Source organism: Streptomyces sp. NBC_00631, from assembly GCF_045206895.1.
In the GTDB taxonomy this organism is placed as follows: domain Bacteria; phylum Actinomycetota; class Actinomycetes; order Streptomycetales; family Streptomycetaceae; genus Streptomyces.
Window position 1 is genome coordinate 1606365 of record NZ_CP107734.1, and the last position, 21705, is coordinate 1628069.

A 21705-nucleotide genomic window follows, 5' to 3' on the forward strand; every position below is an offset into this window, starting at 1 on the left:
AGGTCCACGCCGGCAGGGCTGAACGGCCCTGTTTCCAAGGGCCGTTGGGGACTCGGACGGCCAGCGTCAGCGGGCAGTGTCAGTAGGCTGAAAGGCCGTGCGCCCGGAACAGTCCGCGGACGCGTTCGGCCAGTTCGGGGGTGGGAACGGGGTTGTCCTTCAGCGGGTAGGGAACGCCGAGGGCCTCGTACTTCGCGGCGCCGAGTCTGTGGAACGGCAGGACGTCCACGCGGTCGACCGAGTCGAGTCCCGCGACGAACCGGGCCAGGCCCTCGACGGCCTTCGGGTCGTCGGTCCAGCCGGGGACCAGGACGTACCGGATCCACACCGGCACGCCGAGCCGGTCGAGCCGGGTGGCGAAGCTCAGGGTGGGGGCGAGTTCGCCGCCCGTGAGGCGCCGGTAGGTGCTGATGTCGAAGGACTTGATGTCCAGGAGGACCAGGTCGGTGCGGGAGAGGAGTTCGTCGGAGGCGCGGGCGCCGAGGAAGCCGGAGGTGTCGAGGGCGGTGTGCAGTCCGGCCTCCTTGCAGCGGCGCAGGATCTCCCCGGTGAAGGCGGGTTGCAGGAGCGGCTCGCCGCCCGTGACGGTCACTCCGCCGCCGGCCGTGGTGACGAAGGCGCGGTACTTCTCGATCTCCGCCATCACCTCGCCGACGGTCGTCTCCCTGCCGTCGCGCATGTGCCAGGTGTCGGGGTTGGCGCAGTACAGGCAGCGCAGCGGGCAGCCGGAGACGAAGAGGACGAACCGGGTCCCGGGACCGTCCACGCCGGTGGACAGGTCCCAGGAGTGGATCCGGCCCCGCACCTCGGGGTTCACAGCGATCCGTGGAAGGTGCGGCTGATCACGTCGAGTTGCTGCGCACGGGTCAGCCGGACGAAGTTGACGGCGTACCCGGAGACCCGGATGGTCAGGTCCGGGTACTTCTCCGGGTGTTCCATCGCGTCCTCCAGGGTGGCCCGGTCGAGGACGTTGACGTTCATGTGGAAGCCGCCGGCCGCCGTGGAGGCGTCGAGGATGCCGACCAGGTGGCCCGCGCGTTCGGCGGGGTTGTGGCCCAGGCCCTCGGGGGTGACGGTCGTGGTCAGGGAGATGCCGTCGCGGGCCTGTTCGTAGGGCAGTTTGGCCACCGAGAGCGCGGAGGCGGCGACGCCGTGGCGGTCGCGGCCGTTCATCGGGTTGGCGCCGGGCGCGAAGGGCTGTCCGGCACGGCGGCCGTCGGGGGTGTTGCCGGTGTGCTTGCCGTAGACGACGTTCGAGGTGATGGTGAGGACCGACTGGGTGTGCTCCGCTTCCCGGTAGGTGGGGTACTGGCGCACCTTCGCCATGAAGGACTCCACCAGGCCGACGGCGATGGCGTCGGCGCGGTCGTCGTTGTTGCCGTACGCCGGGAACTCGCCCTCGGTGCGGAAGTCGACGGCGAGTCCGGTGGCGTCCCGGAACACCTTCACCCGGGCGTACCTGACGGCGGACAGGCTGTCGGCGGCGACCGACAGGCCGGCGATGCCGCAGGCCATGAAGCGGTGCACGGGGTAGTCGTGCAGGGCCATCTCGACGCGTTCGTAGGCGTACTTGTCGTGCATGTAGTGGATGACGTTGAGCGCGTTGACGTACGTCCGGGCCAGCCAGTCCAGGACATGGTCGTAGGCCGCCGACAGTTCCTCGTAGTCGAGGTACTCACCGGTCAGCGGGGGCGCCGGGGGCGCGACCTGTTCGCCGGTCATCTCGTCGCGGCCGCCGTTGACCGCGTACAGCAGCGCCTTGGCGAGGTTGACCCGGGCGCCGAAGAACTGCATCTGCCTGCCGACCCGCATCGCGGACACGCAGCAGGCGATCGCGGTGTCGTCGCCGGTCCGGGGGCGCATCAGCTCGTCGGACTCGTACTGGACGGCGCTGGTGTCGATCGAGACCCGGGCGCAGAACTCCTTGAAGCCGGCGGGCAGCCGGGGCGACCAGAGCACGGTCAGGTTGGGTTCAGGGGCGGGGCCGAGGTTGTAGAGGGTCTGCAGGAAGCGGAAGGAGGTGCGGGTGACCAGGGTCCGGCCGTCCTCGCCCATGCCGCCGATGGACTCCGTCACCCAGGTGGGGTCGCCGGAGAACAGGGCGTCGTACTCGGGGGTGCGCAGGAAGCGGACGATCCGCAGCTTGATCACGAAGTCGTCGATCAGTTCCTGGGCGCGCGTCTCGTCGAGGACGCCGTCCTCCAGGTCCCGCTGGAGGTAGACGTCCAGGAAGGTTGAGGTGCGCCCGAGCGACATCGCCGCGCCGTTCTGCTCCTTCACCGCGGCCAGGTAGCCGAGGTAGAGCCACTGCACGGCCTCGTGCGCGGTGCCGGCGGGCCGGGAGACGTCACAGCCGTATGTCGCCGCCATCCGCGTCAGCTCCTCCAACGCCCGTGTCTGCTCGGCGAGTTCCTCCCGGTCACGGATGACATTGACGGTGGACGCGCAGGCGTCGAGCATGGCTCGCTCGGCCTTCTTGGCCTCGACCAGCCGGTCGGTGCCGTAGAGCGCCACGCGCCGGTAGTCGCCGATGATCCGGCCCCGGCCGTAGGCGTCGGGCAGTCCGGTGATGACGCCGGCCTTGCGAGCGGCGCGCATCTCGGGGGTGTAGGCGTCGAAGACCCCGTCGTTGTGGGTCTTGCGGTAGCTGCCGAAGACGCGGGTCACGAACGGGTCCGGCTCGTAGCCGTACGCCCGCAGCCCGTTCTCCACCATCCGCAGCCCGCCGTTCGGCATGATCGCGCGCTTGAGCGGGGCGTCCGTCTGGAGTCCGACGACCAGTTCGCGGTCACGGTCGATGTACCCGGGCCCGTGCGAGGTGATCGTGGACGGGGTGGCCGTGTCGACGGCGAGCACACCCCGGCGCCGTTCCTCCGGGAAGAGGGAGCTGACCTTCTCCCAGACGGTGCGGGTGCGCCCGGTGGGGCCGGTCAGGAAGGACGAATCACCCTCGTACGGTGTGTAGTTGGCCTGGATGAAGTCGCGTACGTCGACGTGGTCGCGCCAGCCGGTTCCCGCGAAGCCTCGCCAGGCACCGGCCGTCCGGTTCTCTGCTGTCACGGTGACGGTCATCGCCGGTTCTCTCCCCTGCTCGTTCCTTGTCCTTCGGATCCTGGCGGGCGGTGGTGGGTGCGGGGAGTGCCGACCGGGGCCCGCAACCAGGGCCGTACGGCCTCCTGGCCCGTCGGCCTCACGACCCCGTCGGGGCGGATCGCGCCCGTCGTCAGACGGTGGTCGGATCCGGGCGGGCCAGCGTGCCCGAGCGGCCGTGGACGATCTCGGACGCCGCGTCCAGCGCCCCGATGGCGGCCGGCCCGCCCGTGTGCTCGACGAACCGCGACGCCGCCTCGGCCGTCGGTCCCATGGAGCCGTCGGTCCCATGGAGCCGTCGGGGCAGCCGCCGCGGCGCAGCCCGGCCGGCGTGGCGTCGAGGGGCGGACGCTGCTCCGGGGTGCCGAACGGTTCCCGGTCGGAGCCGATGGGCCCGGCCGAAGGACCAGGTGGCCCATGGTGTGTCGCCGTCCAGCGGACGGACGCTGGATACGGCAGTTCCCATACCCCTGCCGGGAGGCACGCCATGAGCACCGCACCGACCCCAGTCACACTGCGGGCCCTGTCCCGCGCGCACCGGGAACAGCTGATGTGCCTCGCCCGGGAGGTCTCCTTCCCGCAGGGGACGCGGCTCTTCGAGGAAGGCGCTCGCGCCGACCGGTTCTGGATCATCCGCTCCGGCCGCGTCGAACTCGACATGCACGTTCCCGGCCGCCGGGCGGCGGTCATCGAGAACCTCGGACACGACGAACTGATCGGCTGGTCCTGGCTGTTCGCACCGTATGTGTGGCACCTGGGCGCCGAGGCCACCACGCCGGTCCGGGCCTACGAGTTCGACGCCGTCGCCGTCCGGTCCCTGTGCCAGGACGATCCGGCGCTGGGCAACGCCGTCAGCCAGTGGGTGGGCCAGGTGATCGCCCACCGCCTGCGCGCCACCCGCACCCGGCTGCTGGACCTGTTCGCCCCGTACGGCGCCGGCGTCTGACGGCGTGTCCCGGCACCTTCGGCTCCCTGGGAGTGACCATGCACGGCACACCGCACATCGTGAGTGACGTCATGACACAGACCGTCGTCAGCGTCGGACGGCAGGCGCCCTTCAAGGAGGTGGTGCGGCTGATGCGGGACTGGCGGGTCAGCGCCCTGCCGGTCGTCGAGGGCGAGGGCCGCGTCGTCGGTGTCGTCTCGGAGGCGGATCTCCTGCACAAGGAGGAGTTCCGGTTCGGCGCCCCCGAGCGGTACGCCCAGCCGCGCGGGCTCGCCGGCCTGACCAAGGCCGGCGCGGTGACGGCGGAACAGCTCATGACCTCCCCCGCCCTCACCACCCGCCCGGACGCCACCCTCGCCGAGGCCGCCCGCACCATGGCACAGGCCAAGGTCAAGCGGCTCCCCGTGGTGGACGAGCTCGGTCTGCTCCAGGGTGTGGTCAGCCGGGCCGACCTGCTCAAGGTCTTCCTGCGCGGCGACGAGGAGATCGCCGAGGAGGTACGGCGCGAGGTCGTCTCCTACCTCTTCCCGCCGCCCTCCTCCGCGCTGCGCGTCGACGTCCAGGAGGGTGTGGTGAAGCTCGTCGGCCGGATCCGGGACACCGCCCTCGTCCCCGTCGCGGCGCGGCTGATCCGGGCCGTCGAAGGGGTGGTGGACGTGGAATTCGAGCTGACGGCCGGTTGTCCGGAGGAGGCAAGTGGGGCCGGTCGGCCCTAGTGCAACCGGTCCCGGCGGGTGATGATCGTCTCGGGCAGTACGCAGTCTGCCCTCCGACCGAGGGCAGCCGGGGAACCAGGGGACGTCATGGCAGAGCCACGCACCTTCACGGAACAGGACCCGATCCGGGTGTTCCTGCTGGACGACCACGAGGTCGTCCGGCGCGGCATCACCGACCTCCTCGACGCGGAGCCCGACATCTCGGTCGTCGGCGACGCCGGCACCGTCCAGCACGCCCTCGCCCGCGGCCCCGCCCTGCGCCCGGACGTCGCCGTCCTCGACGTCCGCCTGCCGGACGGCGACGGCATCACCGTCTGCCGCGAACTGCGCGACCAGATGCCCGACCTGGCCTGCCTCATGCTCACCTCCTTCGACGACGAGGACGCCCTGCTCGACGCGATCATGGCCGGGGCCTCCGGCTACGTCCTCAAGCAGATCAAGGGCTCCGACCTGGTCTCCGCGGTGCGTACCGTCGCCTCGGGCCAGTCGATGCTGGACCCGGCGACCACCGCCCGCCTCATGCGCTCACTGCGCGCCGACCCCGCCGAGGCGCCGACGGTGCCGGCCGAGCTGGCGAGCCTGTCCCCCCGTGAGCGGGACATCCTCGCTCTCATCGGCGACGGTCTCACCAACCGCGAGATCGGCAAGAAGCTCTACCTCTCCGAGAAGACCGTCAAGAACCACATCTCCCGGCTGCTGGCCAAGCTCGGCGTCCAGCGCCGCGTCCAGGCCGCCGTCCTCGCCACCCACCTGGAGCAGCCGGAGCCAGGAGACCGTCCGGCGAGGTGAGCCTACCGAGCGGTGGAAAGCCGCCGCCGGGTCCGCGCGACCGGCCGTGCGACCGGCGGCCCGACGCTCGCGGTCCTCGGCCCCCACGACTTCCTGGAGCGCTCCCGCTGCGGGACTTCGGCGCGCGTCGGCATCCGGGCGCGCTGACCGCCGTCCCTCTCGTAAGCCGTCCCCTTCGAAGACCGTCCCCGGCTCGTCGTGCGGTCGACCGACCGTGACCGCCGGGCCGGCCTGTCGCGCGCCGGACAGGCTCTCGAACACGTCCTGCTGTTGGCCACCGCGCACGGCACGCGAGCCTCGCTGCTCCACCAGGCACGGGTACGGCCCGGCCCGCGCGCTCGGCTGATCCCGCCGGCGAACGGACGCTACCGCCCCCGTGGCACCTCTCCTGAGGCGGTGCACGCCGGTGGGCCGGTGCCGTCCGGGCCCGGCCGGTGACCAATGGCCCACTGACAGCCCTGCTCGCACAGGAAAACGTGGGAGACGCGGTCCCGATCCACGGACGCGAGCGACGAGGAGTGTTGTGATGGCGAAGGCATATCTGGTGGGCAGCGGGATCGCGGCGCTCGCCGCGGCGGCGTTCCTGATCCGTGACGGCGGCTTCGACGGATCGGACATCCATCTCTTCGAGGAGCAGATGGGCATCGGGGGCAGCCTGGACGCGGGCGGCACGGCGGAGGCCGGCTACACCATGCGCGGCGGGCGGATGTTCGAGGCCGAGTTCCGCTGCACCTACGACCTGCTGTCCGGCATTCCCACCCTGGACGACCCCTCGGTGTCGGTGACGCAGGAGATCCTGGCCGGGCACGAGGAGTTCGCCTGGGACGACATCGCACGGCTGGTCGACGGTGACGGCAAGATCGTCGACGTCGGCTCGATGGGTTTCTCCGAGCGCGACCGACTGGAGCTGGTCCGCTGTCTGGCCATCCCCGAGGCACACCTGGACGACAAGCGGATCACCGACTGCTTCGGCGAGCACTTCTTCACCACGAACTTCTGGTTCATGTGGTGCACCACGTTCGCCTTCCAGCCCTGGCACAGCGCGATCGAGTTCCGCCGCTACCTCCGCCGCTTCATCCACCTGTTCCCGGAGTTCGGCTCCATGTCCGGCATCCACCGGACCCGGTACAACCAGTACGACTCGATCGTGCGGCCGCTGACGGCCTGGCTGCGCCGGCACGGCGTGACGATTCACCCCGGATGCACGGTCACCGGCCTCGGCTTCGCCCCCGGCGTCGGCAGCGGCACGGTGGAGACCATCACCGTGTCCCGGGCCGGCCAGGACGAGAAGATCGCCGTCGCCCCCGACGATCTGGTCCTGGTCACCAACGGCTCCATGACCGACGCCTCCAGCCGGGGCACGCACACCTCTCCCCCGCCTCCGCCTTCCCAGCGCTCGGCTGCCTGGCTGCTCTGGCACCGGCTGGCCCGTGGCCGCGAGAACTTCGGGAACCCCGGCGCCTTCGACAAGCACGTGAAGGAATCCCGCTGGGAGTCGTTCACGGTCACCGCGAAGGACCCGGTGTTCCTGGACGCGCTGGCGGAGTTCAGCGGCCGGGAGACCGGCAGGGGCGGGCTGATGACCTTCACCGACTCCAACTGGCTGCTCACCGTCGTCGCCAACCGCCAGCCCGTCTACCGCGACCAGCCCGAGGACGTCTCGGTCTGGTGGGGCTACGGCCTCTTCCCCGGCCGGGCCGGAAACAGCACACCCAAGCCGATGACCATGTGCTCGGGGCGGGAGATCCTCGAAGAGGTCCTGCACCATCTCCGCTTCGACGACCGCACCCGCGCCCGCGTCCTCGACACGTCCACGGTCATCCCGTGCCTGATGCCCTACATCACCAGCCAGTTCCTGAACCGCCGCCGTGACGACCGCCCCGACGTCGTACCCGAGGGCTCGGTCAACCTCGCCTTCATCGGCCAGTTCGCCGAGGTGCCCGACGACGTCGTCTTCACGGTCGAGTACTCCGTCCGCACGGCGTGGACGGCGGTCTCCCAGCTGCTCCACCTCGACAAGCGGCCGCCGGCCGTCTACAAGGGCCACCACGATCCCCATGTCCTGGCAGCCGCGTTGGAGACCATGCACCGCCGTTGAAGCACACACCCTGCCGTCCCGGGCCCGGCCCTTCGCCACTGCTCACCCACCTCGACGACCTCGTCACGCACCTGGCAGCCGAGTCCGCTACGGGCAACCGCCCGCCCAGCTCCGGTTGATCCGGGGCGCCACGCTGATCTGCGAGGTCTCCGACGCCAGCGGCACCGCCCCGCACCTGCGCCGGGCCCGTACCTACGACGAGGGCGGCCGCGGCCTGCTGCTCGTGGCCCAGCTCGCCTCGCGCTGGGGCACCCGTCACCAGCCGGGCGGCAAGACCATCTGGGCCGAGCTCGAACTGGCCGAGCAAGAGGTGTGAGGCACGAGGACGGCAGCGCTGCCCGCTCGCGTACGAGCGGTGAGCGCTGCGTTCCGGCGTTCCCGTGCACGCGCCGCATGGACACGCCCCTCGGCACGGTCCGTGAGTCCCTACGAGGGGCCCGAGACAGGGCCTGTCGGCCCTACAGCCACGAACAGGGCAGGAGGAGTATGGACGGATGTTCCGGAACGACGGCTTTCGCGCACTCGACCGCGAGGAGTGCCTCCGCCTGCTCGCCAAGATGCCGGTCGGTCGCGTGGTCTACACCCAGCAGGCGCTGCCCGCGGTCCTCCCGGTCAACTTCGCGCTGGACGCGGATGCCTCGGTGGTGCTGTGCACCGCCGCGGGTTCGGATCTGGTCCGTGCGATCGGCGGCGTGGTGGTGGCCTTCCAGGCGGACGAGTTCGACGCCGGGAACCGGTCCGGCTGGAGCGTGGTCGTCACCGGACGGGCCGCCCTGGTGAGCGATCCCGCCGAGCACGCGCGGCTGTCGCAGGCCGGCCCCCGCTCATGGATGCCGATCCGGGACCCCGTGTTCGTCCGCATCGAGTCCGAGATGATCACCGGGCGGGAACTGGGCAGGCCAGACCGCCCCGGGGCCCCGCGCGAGCAGCGGCCGGAGCAACAGCTTGGCGGCTGACGCCGGCCACGGGGCCGGGGCCCGGGACCGTCGGCCGGGCATCTCGACCGGGCCGCGTCACAGCTTCAGCGTGAACCAGGTCGTCTTGCCCTCGTCGGTGGGGCGCACGCCCCAGGTGTCGGCGAGAGTGCGGACCAGGAACAGGCCGCGGCCCGACTCCTCGTCCCCGGCCGCGTTACGGGGCTGGGGCAGGTGTGGGCTGCGGTCGCTGACCTCGACGGTGAGTTCGGTGGCGGTGCGGCACAGGTGCAGACCGATGGGGCCCTCGGCGTGCTGCACGGCGTTGGTGAGGGTCTCCGACAGCAGCAGGAGTGCCTCGTCCGCCGGGCCCGTGCAATCCCAGGAGAGCAGCGCCTTGCTGAGGAACGCACGGCCCTCGGGCACCGACGAGGGGACGGCCAGGAGGTCGGTCGTGACGGCCGCCGGGGGCGCGGCAGGCAGTTGGGCCAACAGGAGCGTCACATCGTCGTCATGACTGTCGGCCTCCGGCAGCAGCCGGGTCAGGACGTGGTCGGCGGCGTTCTCCAGACTCGGTGGGGCGGTGAAGAACCCACCCAGCACCGAGGTGAGTTCGGCGATCCGGAACTCGATGTCGCTGCCGGGCGTCTCTACCAGGCCGTCGGTGTAGAGGATGAGGGTGGCACCGGGCGGCACGGCCGTCGACGACTGCTCGTAGAGGACGTCACCCACCCCCAGCGGGGCGTTGACCGGCGCCGGGAGTCTGCCGACGGTGCCGCCGGGGTCGGCCACCAGGGTCGGCAGATGACCCGCGGAGCAGACGGTCACCGTGCCCGTGTCCGGGGCGATGGTGAGGTAGCAGCAGGTCACCAGCTGGTCCGGTACGTCGAGGTCCTCGACGCAGGTGTCGAGGGCCTGCATCAGCTGCCGGGGCTGCATGCCGGTCTTGGCCAGCGCGTGCGCGGCCGAGCGCAACTGGCCCATCACCGCGGCGGCTTCGAGGCCGCGGCCCATCACGTCTCCGATCAGGACGCCGACCCGGCCCGCGCCCAGGGGAATCAGGTCGAACCAGTCGCCGCCCACCCCCGCGCCCTGCGTGGCCGGCCGGTAGCGGCTCGCCGTGGCCAGGCCGGGGATCGCGGGCGGGGTGCCCATGAGGCTGCGCTGCAGGGTGAGCGCGATGTGCCGCTGCTGCTCGTACAGCGCGGTCAGTTCGGCCTCCGCGCGCTTGCGGTCGCTGATGTCCCGAACGATGGCGCAGGCCCCGACGACCGTGCCGTCGGTGTCCCGGGTCGGCCAGAGCGTGACATCCACGTCCAGCAGACTGCCGTCCTTGGTCATCCGGAGCATCTCGAAGTGCTCGACCTTCTCGCCGTGCAGCAGCCGTTCCAGGAGGGCGCTGATCTCGCCGCGCAGTTCGGGCGGGGAGAGCACCGACACGTGCCGGCCTATGACCTCCTCGGCCGTGTAGCCGTACAGCCGCCCGGCTGCCGCGTTCCAGTAGGTGATGTAGCCGTCGAGGGTCTTCGCCAGGATCGCGTCCTGGGACGACTCGACGAGCGCGGCGAGTTCGTTGATGCGGGCCTCGGCCGCCTTGCGGTCGCTGACGTCGCGGACGGCGGCGGAGACCAGCAGTCCGTCCGCGGTCTCCAGCGGGCTGAGGCTGATCTCGACGGGGAACTCGGTGCCGTCCTTGCGCAGCCCGTGCAGGTCGAGTCCCACGCCCATCGGACGGACCTGGCGGTTGGCGGCGTATCCGTCGCGGTGCACCGTGTGGTGGCCGCGGAAACGATGCGGCATCAGCAACTCGACGGGTCGGTCCAGGAGTTCCTCGCGTCCGTAGCCGAAGAGGGCCTCGGTCTGGGCGTTGACGAGTCGGATGGTTCCGGTGTCGTCCACGATCACCATGGCGTCGGGTGCCGCCTCCAGCAGGCCGCGGAACCTTTCTTCGGCGGCCTTCGGCCCGTCCGTGCCCACACCCGCGCCGCACCGGCAGGCCTCCCGGTCCGCGCCGGTCACCGAACAAGCCAGACCCGACTCGGCAAACGTGCCCATGTCCGCCCCCTCCCGCCGGCAGCGATGAATCAGGTCATCTCAGCGCATCGGGAAGGAGAGCAGGGCGGCATGTCGGTTACTGCCCCCATCCGTCCGAACCTGTCCATCGAGGGCCCGCTGCGGCTCCGTTCCGTGAGAGGACGCGTCGCCCGCCGGGGTGACGCCGTCGCCGGGCGAGCGCGGGCCGCTCCTCGCGGTCACCCTGCGACGGGTATGTGGGGGTGGCGTGTGAAGGTGATGTGCGGGCATACGGGATTCATTCCTTCGAGAGGAGTCCCGCTCATGCCCGGCATCATCGCGGCAGTCCTGTTCTTCATCGCCTTTCTGATCAACGCGGCGGACATCAGCACCAACGACACGTTCACCTCCACGAACGTGATGCTGCTGGGGCTGACCGCTCTGGCTCTGCACGTGGCGGGAATCGGCAGCAGCTGGACGTACCGGAGGCGGCGCTGACCTCGCGCTCGGGGTGAATGCCACGCTGGTGCCGCGGCGGGGCGCGCGGCACCACCGTCATGAGGGTGACGGGAATCAGCGCCGACCAGCTGTGGTCCGAGTCCATGCCGGCGGCCTATGAGCAGTACCTCGTGCCGGTGGTCTTCGGCCTTTCGCCGAGGACCTGACCGCGAGGGCGGCGGCGCTCCACCCTCGGCAGGTCCTCGAACTGGCTGCGGAAACAGGCGGGTTGACGTCGAAACTGCTCACGACGGCACCGTCGGCCGAAGTGGCGGCTACCGATCTGCTCGGCTTCGGGCGGTACACGCGGGCGGCTTCCTCAGGACGGGTTGCCGCCCGTTGTCCGGCTCGGTGCCTCGGCGTGTTGCCGAAGCCGGCGGAACGCGGGGGCGTGCGGTGAGTCGACGGTGAGGGTGTAGGTGACGACCGTCAGGCCGGGATCGGCGGGGATTTCGAGGGCGTCGGCGGGACAGCGCCCCGGACCGAGTGTCAGCCGCCGGCTCCTGGCTGTCGGGTTCGGCGGGCGTTGGCGGCGAGTCGGTCGGCGTGGGCGATGACGAGGTCGCGCAGTTCGTCGGAGCGCTCGATGACGAACGGCCGGTCGAGCGCGGCGAGTACCGGGGGCAACCAGTCGAGCCGCTCCGCCCGCAGTTCGACGCGCAGCCAGCGCTCGGCCGCCCGGTCCTGGGCAGCCGCGGGCTCGTGCTCCTCAAGGATGGCGACGCCTGCGGGAAGGCGGGCGCGGATCTGCTCGGCCGTCCCGTGGATCCTGAGGGTCACCGCGTGCCGGTACTCGGCCGTGGCGAACCCTGACAGCACCCGCTGTGCCGGCGGGGGGCCCACGGGCGGTTCGAAGGAGCCGGGCAGGGTCCGCGCGTCGGCGATGCGGTCGAGCCGGAAGGTGCGGTCCTCGCCGATCCGGGCGTCCTTGCCGGTGACGTACCAGCGGCCGCCGTGGGCGACGATCCCGTAGGGGTGCAGTGTGCGTTCGCTGCGCCGTGCGTCGCGGTCGGTGTAGTGGAGGCAGACGGGCCGGCGGTGGCGCACCGCGTCGGCGAGGGTGAGCAGGACGTCGGCGTCGGGGGCCTCGAACTCGCCGGGCCGGTCCGTGACGGCGAGTGCCTCCAGGAGGGTGTCGAGACGACGGGCGGTGTGCTTGGGCAGCACCCGCCGGATCTTCGCCGCTGCCGTCTCGCCGGCCGTCTGCTGCGTCGTCGTCAGCCCTGCCCGGCGGCCGGCGACGAGGCCGAGCAGCACGGCCAGCGCCTCGTCGTCGCTGAGCATGAGCGGAGGCAGGCGGTAGCCGGGGGCGAGCCGGTAGCCGCCGTAGCGGCCGCGTACCGATTCCACCGGCACGTCGAGGTCGATCAACTGGTCGACGTAGCGCCGCACGGTGCGCCCTTCGACGCCGAGCCGGTCGGCGAGTTCGGCGACGGTCCGGGTGCCGCCCGACTGCAGCAGTTCCAGGAGTGTCAGCACGCGGCCGGTGGGTCGGGACATGGGCACAACCTAACGCGGAATACCGGACCGTTTCTGTCCACTATTTCTCCTAGCCTGCGTGGTGCACCGCTTCCGCACCCAGCCAGGGAGATCCCATGGACTTCGTCTCGATCCGCATCATCACCGGCGACGTGGCGCGCCTCGTCGCGTTCTACGAGCGGGCCACCGGGGCACGGGCGGCCTGGGCCACCGAGGACTTCGCCGAGCTTCGGACCGCGGGCGCGGTCCTCGCGATCGCCGGCACCCGCACCGTCCCGCTGTTCGCCCCGGGCTCCGCCCGCCCGGCGGACAACCACAGCGTGATCACCGAGTTCCTCGTCGACGACGTGGACCGCGTGCACCGGGACCTGACCGGCTTCGTCACCGACTTCGTCAGCGGGCCCACCACGATGCCCTGGGGCAACCGGTCGCTGCTGTTCCGCGACCCCGACGGCAACCTCGTCAACTTCTTCACCCCCGTCACCCCGGCGGCTGTCGAGAAGTTCGCAGGCCGACGCCCCGGACAGCCGCTCACGCCGCAGCCCTGAGCGGTCTCGTCACAGGGATGCCAGCCAGGCCGCCGTCTCATCGGGGTGACCGAAGCGGAGGGTGTCGAGCGGCGCGAAGCGGGGATCGCGGACACGGCGCTCGACCTCGACCCGCCGCGCCCCGTGTTGCGACCAGGCCCACCAGGCCGGATGTTCGCGGCTCAGCCACCCCGTCCAGGTCTCCCGGTTGCCGCCGAAGAGGACCTCGCGTCTGACGGTGCGCCGCAGGGACCGGTGCAGGACTCGGGGCATGATGACGCGTCTGGCATAGTCCAGCCAGATCACCGTGTCGGCCCGGTCCCACAGCAGGTCACGGACTTCCGGATAGCCGAGCGAGTCGACGATCCAGCGCGGCCCGGCGGTGAGCCGTGCCATGTCCGCGGTCAACTTGTCATTGACGGCCCAGCCGGGGCCGTTGAAGTACACCGCGTCCATCTCGTGGTACGGCAGGCTCAGACGGCCGCTCAACGTCCGGGCGAGCGTGGACTTGCCCGCACCCGTGACTCCCACCACCAGGATCCGATCCACCGCGGCACCCTATCCCGCCGCCGGTGCGCGACTGCCTGCCCTGCCGAGCAGGACCGCGCATGCGAGTGACCCCCGCCGCGCGTTCCGCCGAGCAGGGCACCCGGTCACCGGGTGACCGGCCCTCGGGTCGACCACCCGCCGGGGGCCGCGACCGAGCGGGCACGGGAGAGCTTCGGGCGCTACCGCACCTCGCGCGGCCGCCGCCCCCGTGCGGTGCGGGGATGGGTGTTGCGCGGTGTGGACCGGCTCGTCCGCTGTCTAGGGTTGGGGCATGGACGCCAGTACAACACCCCCCGCCCCGGCCGCCGTTGGCCCCGCGGAGCTGCTCGCCGACCCGTACGCCGGGTACGCGAGGCTGCGGGAGGCCGGGCCCGTGCACCGGGTCGCCGGCACCGACGGGCTGCCGGCCTGGCTGGTGACACGGTACGAGGACGTGCGGCAGGCCCTGGCCGACCCGCGGCTCTCCCTCGACAAGGCCAACGCCGCGCCGGGCGGCTATCGGGGGCTCGCGCTGCCGCCCGCGCTCGACGCCAACCTGCTGAACATGGACCCGCCGGACCACACCCGCGTCCGGCGCCTGGTGTCCCGGGCGTTCACGCCCCGCCGTGTCGCCCTGCTGCGCGAACCCGTCCGGCGGACCGCCGGCGCGCTGCTCGACGCCATGGCTCCCCTCGGCCGTACCGATCTGATCGCGGCCTACGCGGCTCCGCTGCCCATCGCCGTGATCTGCGAGCTGCTGGGCGTGGCCGAGGCGGACCGGCCGGACTTCCGGTCCTGGACCGATGCCCTCGTGATCCCGGACCCGGCCCGTCCCGAGCGGGCGAAGGAGGCCGTCGGGGCGCTGCTGGCCTTCTTCGCCCTGCTGCTCGCCCGCAAGCGTGCCGAGCCCGCCGACGACCTGCTCTCCGCCATGATCGCCGTACGGGACGAGGAAGACCGGCTCAGCGAGGACGAGTTGATGTCGCTGGCCTTCCTGATCCTGTTCGCCGGGTACGAGAACACGGTCCATCTGATCGGCAACGCCACTCTGGCCCTGCTGCGGAACCCCGCCCAGCTGGCCGCGCTGCGGGCGGATCCGGCCCGGCTGGGTCCGGCCGTGGAGGAGCTGGCCCGCTTCGACGGGCCCGCCCCGCTCGCCATCCGACGTTTCCCGACCGAGGACGTCGTCATCGGCGGGGTCACCGTCCCGGCGGGCGAGACGGTGCTGCTGTCCCTGGCGTCGGCCCACCGCGACCCGCGCCGCTTCCCCGAGCCCGACCGGCTCGACCTCGGCCGGGACGCCACCGGGCATCTGGCCCTCGGCCACGGCATCCACTACTGCCTGGGCGCACCGCTGGCCCGGCTGGAGACCGAGATCGCCCTCGGCGCGCTGCTGGAGCGCTTCCCGCGCCTCGAACTCGACGGACCGGCGGACCGGTTGGGCTGGCGTCCGTCGATGCGCACCCGTGGGCTGCTCGCCCTGCCCGTGCGCTACTGATAAGGCCCCGGCCCGGCGGCGGGCACGCCGCGGCGGCCCCTCGGGTGCCGCCGCTGGGGCGTCTCCGAGGGGCTGCGCTTCGGCGTGCCGTGCCGCCGGGTGCCGCCGTCAGGTGCCGCGCCGGCGGGCCGGTGCGCGAGAGGCGGACCTGGGCTCCCGGGGCAGTGGCTTCGGCGGTGCGGTGTCCCTGGTGTCGAGGACCTCGTCGCCGTCACCGGTGTCGGGCACCCGGTCGCCGTCCTCGGCGGCGAGCACCTGGTCGCCGTACAGGTCCTGCAGCCAGTTGGTCTGGTAGATGGTGTCGAGGTAGCGCTCGCCGAGGTCCGGTGCGATGGCGACCGCCGTGAGGTCACCGGCCTCGTGCCGGGACAGCCAGTCCGTCGCGCCGCTGACCACGGTCCCGGTGGAGCCGCCGAACAGGAAGCCGTGCCGGGCCATGCGATGGCACATCCGGATGGTGTCCGGCTCCTCCACCCGGATCACCTCGTCGACGAGGGACTCGTCGAGCAGCGGCGGGCGCATGCTCATGCCGAGGCCCGGGATCATCCGGCGGCCCGGTTCGCCGCCGAACGCCACCGAGCCCGCCGCGTCCACGGCGACGATCCGCACCGGCCGGTGCCACTCGCGGAAGTAGCGGGCGCAGCCCATCAGGGTTCCGGTGGTGCCCGCGCCGACGAACAGGACGTCCAGTTCGGGGAACCGGCGGGCGATCTCCGGGGCGGTGGTGCGGTAGTGCGCCGTCCAGTTGCCCGCGTTGGTGTACTGGCTGAGCCAGACGTACCGGTCGTCCGACGCGCACAGCGAGCGGACGTACTCGATCCGGGTGCCCAGGAACCCGCCGTTGGAGTCCTGGTCGGCCACGATGTGCACCTCGCTGCCGAGCGCCTCCATCAGAAGCCTGGTCGACAGGTTGCAACGGGAGTCCGTCACACAGAGGAACCGGTAGCCCTTGCTCGCGGCGATCATGCTGAGCGCGACGCCGAGGTTGCCGGAGGAGGACTCGACCAGGACGGAGTCCGATTTCAGGATTCCGTCCCGCTCGGCGTTCTCCACCATCTCGTTCGCGGCCTTCAGCTTGATGGATCCGGCGAAGTTGAAGGCCTCGCACTTCAGGTAGAGCGGGTGTCCGCAGATCGACTCCAGGTCGACGAAGAGATCGCCCTCGTTGAAGGCGTAGGGAGCGGAGATGACAGGCACGGCGGGCCTCCTGGTGCCGGGCCGAGGACGACGGCCTCAGCCGTAGCGGCGCAGTTCGTGGAAGAAGTCATCGATGAGACAGAGGTCCCCGGCCCGGGACACCTCGTCGTAGACGTACTTGCCGACGGCGAGGTCGAGGACGCCGAGTCCGAAGGGCGAGAAGACCACCGGGCGGTCGGCCGGCGGGGCGGCCCGTCCGCACATGACGTCGCCGAGTGTCCCGTTCAGGAAGTCACGGCTGCCGGTGAGCTGTTCGGCCAGATGGGGTGAGGTGTCGGCCTGCAGGCAGTGGTCGACGTCGTCGACGAAGTTGGCCGCGCCCAGCAGGACCTCGGGGGCGAGGTCGCGCAGGGACACGTGCAGGACGAGCGGGTTGTGGGTGAACCAGGCCGGGTCCGTGACATGGGGCCGGCCGGCGATGGTGGCGAAGACCACGAGGTCGCTGCCGCGGACCAGGTCCTCGGCACGCTCGTGGACGGTGATCCGCGCGCCGGTGCCGGTCTGCTCCAGGTAGCCGCGGAAGCCGCCGGCGCTGTCGGCGGCGAGGTCGTGCACGCCGATCTCGTCGAAGTCCCAGCCGGTGCCGGCCAGGAAGGTGTGGATGTAGCGGGCGATCAGGCCGGTGCCGAAGAACCCGACGCGGGTGGGGCGGGTGCGGCCGCGGCTGAGCCAGTCGGCGGCCAGGGCGGCGGAGGCCGCGGTCCTGGTGGCGCTGATGATCGAGCTCTCCAGGCAGGCGAACGGGTAGCCGGTGTCGTGGTCGTTGAGGACCAGCACCGCGGAGGCCCGCGGCAGCCCGGCGGTCACGTTCTCCGGGAAGCTGGAGATCCACTTCAGGCCGTCCACCTGGACCGTTCCGCCGAGGGAGGCCGGCAGCGCGATGATTCGCGAGGTCGGCCGGTCGGCGAAGCGCAGGAAGTAGGACGGCGGGTTGACCGAGTCTCCGGCGTCGTGCAGCCGGTAGACGGACTCGATCAGCTCGACGAGCTCTTTCTCGCGGCCGCTCAGGGCACGCTTGACCCGCTCACCGGTGATCACCGCGAAGGTCGGTGCGGCTCTCCGCTCGGATGCGGCCGCCCGCGCGGCCGACGACAGCACATCGGTCATCGCTCGCTCGCCTCCAGGGCCGGGCAGTCCTCGGCGGGCCGGACGGGTTCGCCCATACCGACGAGCACCTGCCGTTCTCCGGTGAACGTCTCTCTGCTGTGCGCGGTGCGGATGTTGTCCACGAGCAGCAGGTCGCCCGGCTGCCAGGGTTCGCGCCGGGTGTGTGCCTCGTAGGTGCTGTTGATCGTCTGGATGACGTCCTCGGTGATCGGAGTGCCGTCGCCGTGGCGGGTGTTGAACGGCAGTCCGTCGGCGCCGTAGACGTCCACCAGGTACTCGCGCACCTCGGGGGCGAGGGTCCACTCGTTGAGGAAGGCGATCTGGTTGAACCAGCAGGGCCGGCCGGTGACCGGGTGCCGGACGACGGCGTTGCGGCGCTGTTCGGTGCGCAGGGTCCCGTCGGGCTGCCAGGTGAAGTCGATGGCGTTGGCCCGGCAGTAGCGCTCGATCTCGGCGCGGTCGCCGGTGCCGAAGGACTCCGTGAGGCTCGCGCCGATCTCGTCGTTGTAGGTGCGGGTCAGGATCCAGCCCTCCCGCTCGAACCGTTCGGCGAGTCCGGCGGGCAGTGCCCGCAGCACCTCTTCGGCGTCGGCCACCGCCGTCGCGCCGCCCTGCTCGGGCGCGGTGAGGCAGGCGAACAGCATCAGGCCGGGCACCTGGAGCGGGTAACTCAGCTCGTGGTGCATGCACATGGGCTGGTTGGCCGGCCAGGGCGTGGACGTGTACACACCGGGCCGGTGGGCCTCACGGGGGGCGAAGGCCTCTCGCTCCGTCATGAGTTCCCCGGCCAGGTGCCGGAAGACGGCACCCACCTGGTCGGGGTCGCTCGGACCGAGGCCGCGGACGACCAGTGCGCCGTGTTCGGTGACCTGCGCGCGCAGCGCCTCGCGGTGGTCGGCCGCCCACTTCGGGGGATCGTCGGGGGGATCGACGCACAGCAGTGCCGGTCTGTCCGGCCGCAGCTCCACGTCGAGCGGTGATGCCAGGGAGGAGAACGGCATCTCGGGTTCCTTTCGGTCGACCGCCTGGGGTGTGACGGGTCAGGAGGAGGCGAGGGGGAGGACGGTGGTCAGGAGGGCCTGCGCGGCCTCGGCCGGGCGGGTGCGCAGGAAGTGGTGGCCTCCGCCGGCGAGTTCGTGCAGCTCGACGCGGTCGGCCAGGAGCAGCCAGTCCCGGTGGTGCCGGGTGTGGCCGGCGGTGTGCGGGTCGTCCGCGGCGACGACCACCGAGACCGGGGCGGACAGCTTGACGGGCGGCGGGGCTTCGAGGGCCGCGCCGAAGTAGCGGTGGGCCGCGATGCAGTCGTGCCGGTAGGCGGCGGCGATGTGCGCGGCGTGCCGCGGGTTCAGCTCGGCGAGTTCGGGGTGGCCGCCGTCCGCGGCCAGACGCGCCGCGATCTCGGTGTCGCTCAGGTGCGCCAGTTCGCCGACCCCGGCGTGCCGCGCGGCGGCGGTGCCGAGCAGTTGGGCGCCGAGGAAGAGCCGTTCCACGGGTACGCCGCGCTGCTGGAGTCTGCGCGCCGTCTCGACGGCCGGAGCGGCTCCCGAGGAGTGGCCCCACAGCATGACCCGGGTGAGTCCGCGTGCCGTGATCTCGGCGGCGACCTGTTCGGCCACCTCCTCGACGGGCGCGAACGGTTCGGGGGCCGCGGCCAGGTTGTGGCCGGGCGGTTCCACGGCGAGGACCGCGAGGCCGCTGCCGGCCAGGGCGCTCGCCATCGGCTGGTAGTTGACCGCGTTGCCGCCCGCGTACGGGAAGCACACCAGGGCGCGTTCGGGCGTGCCGGTCCCGTCCGCCAGGGTCAGCAGCAGCTCCGGGCGCTGCCGGGCCGGGCCGTCGAGGAGGGTGGCCAGGTCGGCGAGGACCGGGTGCCGGGTGATGTCCTTCAGGGACACCGCGCGGTCGAGGGCGAGGCTGAGCTTGACCGCGGTCAGGGAGGTGCCGCCGGAGTCGAAGAAGTGGTCGGTGCGACCGACCTGTTCCTCGGGTACCCCGAGCAGGTCGGCCCAGGCGGCGGCCAGTCTCCGCTCGGTCGCGGTGAGTCGGTCCGTGGCCGTCCGGTGTGCGTCGCCGTTCGGCGCGGTCTCGGCCAGCCTGGTCAGGGCCTTCTTGTCGATCTTGCCGTTGGCGGTCAGCGGGAGGCTGTCCTGCCAGTGGAAGGCGGCGGGGACCATGTAGGCGGGCAGTGCCGCGCCGAGCGCCTCGCGCAGGGCGTCCGGGCGCTGCCGGCCGCCGGAGTAGAAGGCGACGAGCTGCTTGCCGCCGCGGGACCGCTCGGCGACGACCACCGCGCCGTCCCGGACACCGGTCACCCGCAGCAGGCAGTTCTCGATCTCGCCGATCTCGATCCGGAAGCCGCGGATCTTGACCTGGCTGTCCCGGCGGCCGAGGAACTCCAGCTTGCCGCCGGGGTGCCAGCGCCCCCAGTCGCCGCCCAGGTAGAGCCGCTCACCGGGCCGGTACGGGTCGGTGCGGTACGCCTCCCGGGTGCGCTCGGGATCGTTGACGTATCCCCGGCCCACGCAGACGCCGGAGAAGGCGATCAGTCCCGGGGCGCCGAGCGGTACCAGCGACAGGTGCTCGTCGACGACGAGGACGCGGACGTTGTTGACGGCCCGGCCGAGCAGCACCCGTTCGGGCACCTCCCGCAGGAGTTCGTGGTTGGTGTCGTCCGACGTCTCGGTCAGACCGTAGGCGTTGAGCAGCCCGATGCCCGGCTGGACGGCGAACCAGCGCTGGACCAGCTCGCGTTTCAGCGCCTCACCGGTCACCGACACGCAGCGCAGGTCCGGCAGGGTACGGGGGTGCTGCTCCAGGTAGGAGACGACGACCTCCAGGTACGACGGCACGAACTGGGCCACGCCGACCCGGGCGCGCTCCAGGGTGTCGGTGAACCGTGCCACGTCGGTGATCACGTCCTGCTCGACCAGCAGGGTCCGTCCGCCCACCAGCAGCGGGGCGACGAGCTGCCACAGGGAGATGTCGAAGCACTGCGGCGCGGTCTGGGCCACCACGGTTCCCTCGCCGATCGACAGGTCGTCGATCTTGGCGTGGAGGTGGTTGAGCATGCCCGCGTGCTCGCACATCGCCCCCTTGGGCTCGCCGGTGGAGCCGGAGGTGAAGTAGATGTAGGCGAGTTGGCCGGGGGCGACGCCGATCCCGGGGTCGTCGTCGGGGTGCGGTTCGGCGTACGCCGTGTCGAACGGCAGCTTCTCGACGTCCGGCAAGGTGGCCAGCGCCAGGTCCAGGGTGTCCGTGCTGCCGGGTTCGGTCAGGGCCAGCCGGCATCCGGCGCGCGCCAGGGTGGCCTCGATCCGGCCGGCCGGGAAGTGCGGTTCGATCGGCAGGTACACGCCGCCCGCCTTGAACACCGCCAGTACCGCCGCCAGCCAGTCGAGGGTGCGCTCGGTGACGACGGCGACCACGTCCTCCCGGCCCAGGCCCCTGGCCAGCAGGGCGCGCGCCAGCCTGTTGGCACGCCGGTTGAGTTCGTCGTACGTCCACTCCCGCGTGCCGTGCACGGCCGCCACGGCCTGCGGATGCGCCCGTACCCGCTGCTCGAACAGTTCGTGCGCGCGAGCGTCCGGCAGCGGGCGGTCCGGTCCGGCCAGGTCTTCCAGCTGCTCGCGCTGTTCCTCGGCCGACAGCAGGCTCTGCCCGGTGTGGTCGGCGGCGGGGTCCGCCGTCATCAGCCGCAGCGCGGTCAGGTGGTAGCCGCCGATGCGGGCCGCGGCCCCGGCGTCCAGGACGTCCGTGCGGTACCGCAGGCGCAGCGTCAGCCGGCCGTCCCGGTCGGACCAGCGCACGTGCAGGACGCCGTCGCCGGCGACGGTCTCCGCGGCTCCGAGGGGGCCGCAGACCACCTCGTACGGCGGCTCCGTCAGGCCGAGTTCGCGCCGCAGCGCGGCCACCGGGTGGTCCCGGTGCGCCAGCACCTCCCGCTCGGCGTGCCCGGCGGCCGCGAGCAGGTCCGCCCAGCTCCCCGGGGGGACGGACACCCGGCAGGGCAGCGGCTCGCCGTCCGCACCGGTGGCGTGGCCCGTGACCACCTCCGGTTCGCCGGAGAGCACGGCCAGCACCTTGAGGTGGGCGGCCAGCAGCACCGCGCCGGCCGGCAGGCCCTGCTGCCCGGCGAGTTCACGTACGGCCCGCGTCACGTCGTCCGGCAGCGGTGTCTCGTGGCCGGCCGTTCCCGGCGCCGGTTCCCGGACCCACCGGGGCACGGCGGTGGCACCGCCGGCGGTCAGTGTCCGGGTCCAGAACTCCCGGTCCGTCTCCACGCGCGTTCCCATCGAATGGCCTTCC

19 protein-coding genes and 1 pseudogene are annotated in these 21705 nt (G+C 72.0%); 10 read left to right on the forward strand and 10 right to left on the reverse strand.

The window, feature by feature from the left end; all coding sequences use genetic code 11:
* Positions 1-79: 79 nt before the first annotated feature.
* From pflA to OHB00_RS07535, 3 genes are all read right to left on the reverse strand, one after another.
* Positions 80-817, reverse strand: coding sequence for a pyruvate formate-lyase-activating protein (pflA, locus tag OHB00_RS07525; protein ID WP_406432522.1), 738 nt, complete (start codon positions 815-817; stop codon positions 80-82).
* Positions 814-3072, reverse strand: a complete 2259-nt coding sequence (pflB, locus tag OHB00_RS07530; RefSeq protein WP_406432524.1) for a formate C-acetyltransferase — start codon at positions 3070-3072, stop codon at positions 814-816. Before pflB ends, pflA begins: the two co-directional genes overlap by 4 nt.
* A gap of 151 nt (positions 3073-3223) precedes the next feature.
* The gene (locus tag OHB00_RS07535; RefSeq protein ID WP_406432526.1) at positions 3224-3364 is read right to left on the reverse strand and encodes a hypothetical protein; all 141 of its coding nucleotides are present in this window, start codon (positions 3362-3364) and stop codon (positions 3224-3226) included.
* Between the two features lie 213 nt (positions 3365-3577).
* Between OHB00_RS07535 and OHB00_RS07540 the strand changes: the two genes are divergently transcribed.
* The 7 genes and pseudogenes from OHB00_RS07540 (at position 3578) to OHB00_RS07570 (ending at position 8595) form a co-directional block, all read left to right on the forward strand.
* Positions 3578-4036: a cyclic nucleotide-binding domain-containing protein gene (locus OHB00_RS07540; protein ID WP_406432528.1), complete on the forward strand. Its 459-nt coding sequence runs from the start codon at positions 3578-3580 to the stop codon at positions 4034-4036.
* Between the two features lie 38 nt (positions 4037-4074).
* The gene (locus OHB00_RS07545) at positions 4075-4752 is read left to right on the forward strand and encodes a CBS domain-containing protein (protein WP_406432530.1); all 678 of its coding nucleotides are present in this window, start codon (positions 4075-4077) and stop codon (positions 4750-4752) included.
* Positions 4753-4839: 87 nt separating this feature from the next.
* The gene (locus tag OHB00_RS07550; protein WP_406432532.1) at positions 4840-5541 is read left to right on the forward strand and encodes a response regulator; all 702 of its coding nucleotides are present in this window, start codon (positions 4840-4842) and stop codon (positions 5539-5541) included.
* A 12-nt stretch (positions 5542-5553) separates the two neighbouring features.
* Complete coding sequence (locus OHB00_RS07555; RefSeq protein ID WP_406432534.1) at positions 5554-5688, forward strand: hypothetical protein; 135 nt, start codon at positions 5554-5556, stop codon at positions 5686-5688.
* A 259-nt stretch (positions 5689-5947) separates the two neighbouring features.
* On the forward strand, positions 5948-7639 hold the full coding sequence (locus OHB00_RS07560) for an oleate hydratase (RefSeq protein WP_406445647.1): 1692 nt from the start codon (positions 5948-5950) through the stop codon (positions 7637-7639).
* 82 nt (positions 7640-7721) lie between these two features.
* Positions 7722-7955 (forward strand): annotated as a pseudogene (locus OHB00_RS07565) (ATP-binding protein); the annotation flags it as partial.
* A gap of 178 nt (positions 7956-8133) precedes the next feature.
* Positions 8134-8595, forward strand: a complete 462-nt coding sequence (locus OHB00_RS07570) for a pyridoxamine 5'-phosphate oxidase family protein (RefSeq protein WP_406432536.1) — start codon at positions 8134-8136, stop codon at positions 8593-8595.
* Positions 8596-8652: 57 nt separating this feature from the next.
* Here OHB00_RS07570 and OHB00_RS07575 read toward each other — a convergent pair whose 3' ends face one another.
* On the reverse strand, positions 8653-10608 hold the full coding sequence (locus OHB00_RS07575) for a PAS domain S-box protein (protein WP_406432538.1): 1956 nt from the start codon (positions 10606-10608) through the stop codon (positions 8653-8655).
* 282 nt (positions 10609-10890) lie between these two features.
* On the opposite strand from OHB00_RS07575, the gene OHB00_RS07580 reads away from it, so the two are divergent.
* Positions 10891-11064: a hypothetical protein gene (locus tag OHB00_RS07580; protein ID WP_406432540.1), complete on the forward strand. Its 174-nt coding sequence runs from the start codon at positions 10891-10893 to the stop codon at positions 11062-11064.
* A 489-nt stretch (positions 11065-11553) separates the two neighbouring features.
* Here OHB00_RS07580 and OHB00_RS07585 read toward each other — a convergent pair whose 3' ends face one another.
* Positions 11554-12564, reverse strand: a complete 1011-nt coding sequence (locus OHB00_RS07585; RefSeq protein WP_406432542.1) for a helix-turn-helix transcriptional regulator — start codon at positions 12562-12564, stop codon at positions 11554-11556.
* Between the two features lie 95 nt (positions 12565-12659).
* Between OHB00_RS07585 and OHB00_RS07590 the strand changes: the two genes are divergently transcribed.
* Entirely contained in the window at positions 12660-13091 is a 432-nt protein-coding gene (locus tag OHB00_RS07590) for a VOC family protein (RefSeq protein ID WP_406432544.1), read from the forward strand.
* 9 nt (positions 13092-13100) lie between these two features.
* Here OHB00_RS07590 and OHB00_RS07595 read toward each other — a convergent pair whose 3' ends face one another.
* On the reverse strand, positions 13101-13619 hold the full coding sequence (locus OHB00_RS07595) for an adenylate kinase (RefSeq protein WP_406432546.1): 519 nt from the start codon (positions 13617-13619) through the stop codon (positions 13101-13103).
* Positions 13620-13890: 271 nt separating this feature from the next.
* On the opposite strand from OHB00_RS07595, the gene OHB00_RS07600 reads away from it, so the two are divergent.
* Positions 13891-15096 carry a cytochrome P450 gene (locus tag OHB00_RS07600; protein ID WP_406432548.1) on the forward strand — a complete coding sequence of 402 codons (1206 nt, stop codon included), beginning with the start codon at positions 13891-13893 and terminating at the stop codon, positions 15094-15096.
* Positions 15097-15204: 108 nt separating this feature from the next.
* Here OHB00_RS07600 and sbnA read toward each other — a convergent pair whose 3' ends face one another.
* Genes sbnA through OHB00_RS07620 form a run of 4 tightly spaced genes read right to left on the reverse strand, consistent with a single transcriptional unit; the run spans position 15205 to position 21692 of the window.
* Positions 15205-16293, reverse strand: coding sequence for a 2,3-diaminopropionate biosynthesis protein SbnA (gene sbnA / locus OHB00_RS07605; RefSeq protein WP_406432549.1), 1089 nt, complete (start codon positions 16291-16293; stop codon positions 15205-15207).
* A gap of 36 nt (positions 16294-16329) precedes the next feature.
* Positions 16330-17400, reverse strand: coding sequence for a 2,3-diaminopropionate biosynthesis protein SbnB (gene sbnB, locus OHB00_RS07610; protein ID WP_406432551.1), 1071 nt, complete (start codon positions 17398-17400; stop codon positions 16330-16332).
* Positions 17397-18401, reverse strand: coding sequence for a TauD/TfdA family dioxygenase (locus OHB00_RS07615; RefSeq protein WP_406432553.1), 1005 nt, complete (start codon positions 18399-18401; stop codon positions 17397-17399). Before OHB00_RS07615 ends, sbnB begins: the two co-directional genes overlap by 4 nt.
* A 39-nt stretch (positions 18402-18440) precedes the next feature.
* The gene (locus OHB00_RS07620) at positions 18441-21692 is read right to left on the reverse strand and encodes a non-ribosomal peptide synthetase (RefSeq protein ID WP_406432555.1); all 3252 of its coding nucleotides are present in this window, start codon (positions 21690-21692) and stop codon (positions 18441-18443) included.
* Between the last annotated feature and the right edge of the window lie 13 nt (positions 21693-21705).

Coding starts and splice junctions, on each gene's coding strand:
- OHB00_RS07615 (WP_406432553.1), bottom strand. CDS start 18,401: ATGCCGTTCTCCTCCCTGGCATCACCGCTCGACGTGGAGCTGCGGCCG.
- OHB00_RS07570 (WP_406432536.1), top strand. CDS start 8,134: ATGTTCCGGAACGACGGCTTTCGCGCACTCGACCGCGAGGAGTGCCTC.
- sbnB (WP_406432551.1), bottom strand. CDS start 17,400: ATGACCGATGTGCTGTCGTCGGCCGCGCGGGCGGCCGCATCCGAGCGG.
- OHB00_RS07590 (WP_406432544.1), top strand. CDS start 12,660: ATGGACTTCGTCTCGATCCGCATCATCACCGGCGACGTGGCGCGCCTC.
- OHB00_RS07575 (WP_406432538.1), bottom strand. CDS start 10,608: ATGGGCACGTTTGCCGAGTCGGGTCTGGCTTGTTCGGTGACCGGCGCG.
- OHB00_RS07585 (WP_406432542.1), bottom strand. CDS start 12,564: ATGTCCCGACCCACCGGCCGCGTGCTGACACTCCTGGAACTGCTGCAG.
- OHB00_RS07535 (WP_406432526.1), bottom strand. CDS start 3,364: ATGGGACCGACGGCCGAGGCGGCGTCGCGGTTCGTCGAGCACACGGGC.
- OHB00_RS07620 (WP_406432555.1), bottom strand. CDS start 21,692: ATGGGAACGCGCGTGGAGACGGACCGGGAGTTCTGGACCCGGACACTG.
- pflB (WP_406432524.1), bottom strand. CDS start 3,072: ATGACCGTCACCGTGACAGCAGAGAACCGGACGGCCGGTGCCTGGCGA.
- OHB00_RS07550 (WP_406432532.1), top strand. CDS start 4,840: ATGGCAGAGCCACGCACCTTCACGGAACAGGACCCGATCCGGGTGTTC.
- OHB00_RS07540 (WP_406432528.1), top strand. CDS start 3,578: ATGAGCACCGCACCGACCCCAGTCACACTGCGGGCCCTGTCCCGCGCG.
- OHB00_RS07580 (WP_406432540.1), top strand. CDS start 10,891: ATGCCCGGCATCATCGCGGCAGTCCTGTTCTTCATCGCCTTTCTGATC.
- OHB00_RS07600 (WP_406432548.1), top strand. CDS start 13,891: ATGGACGCCAGTACAACACCCCCCGCCCCGGCCGCCGTTGGCCCCGCG.
- OHB00_RS07545 (WP_406432530.1), top strand. CDS start 4,075: ATGCACGGCACACCGCACATCGTGAGTGACGTCATGACACAGACCGTC.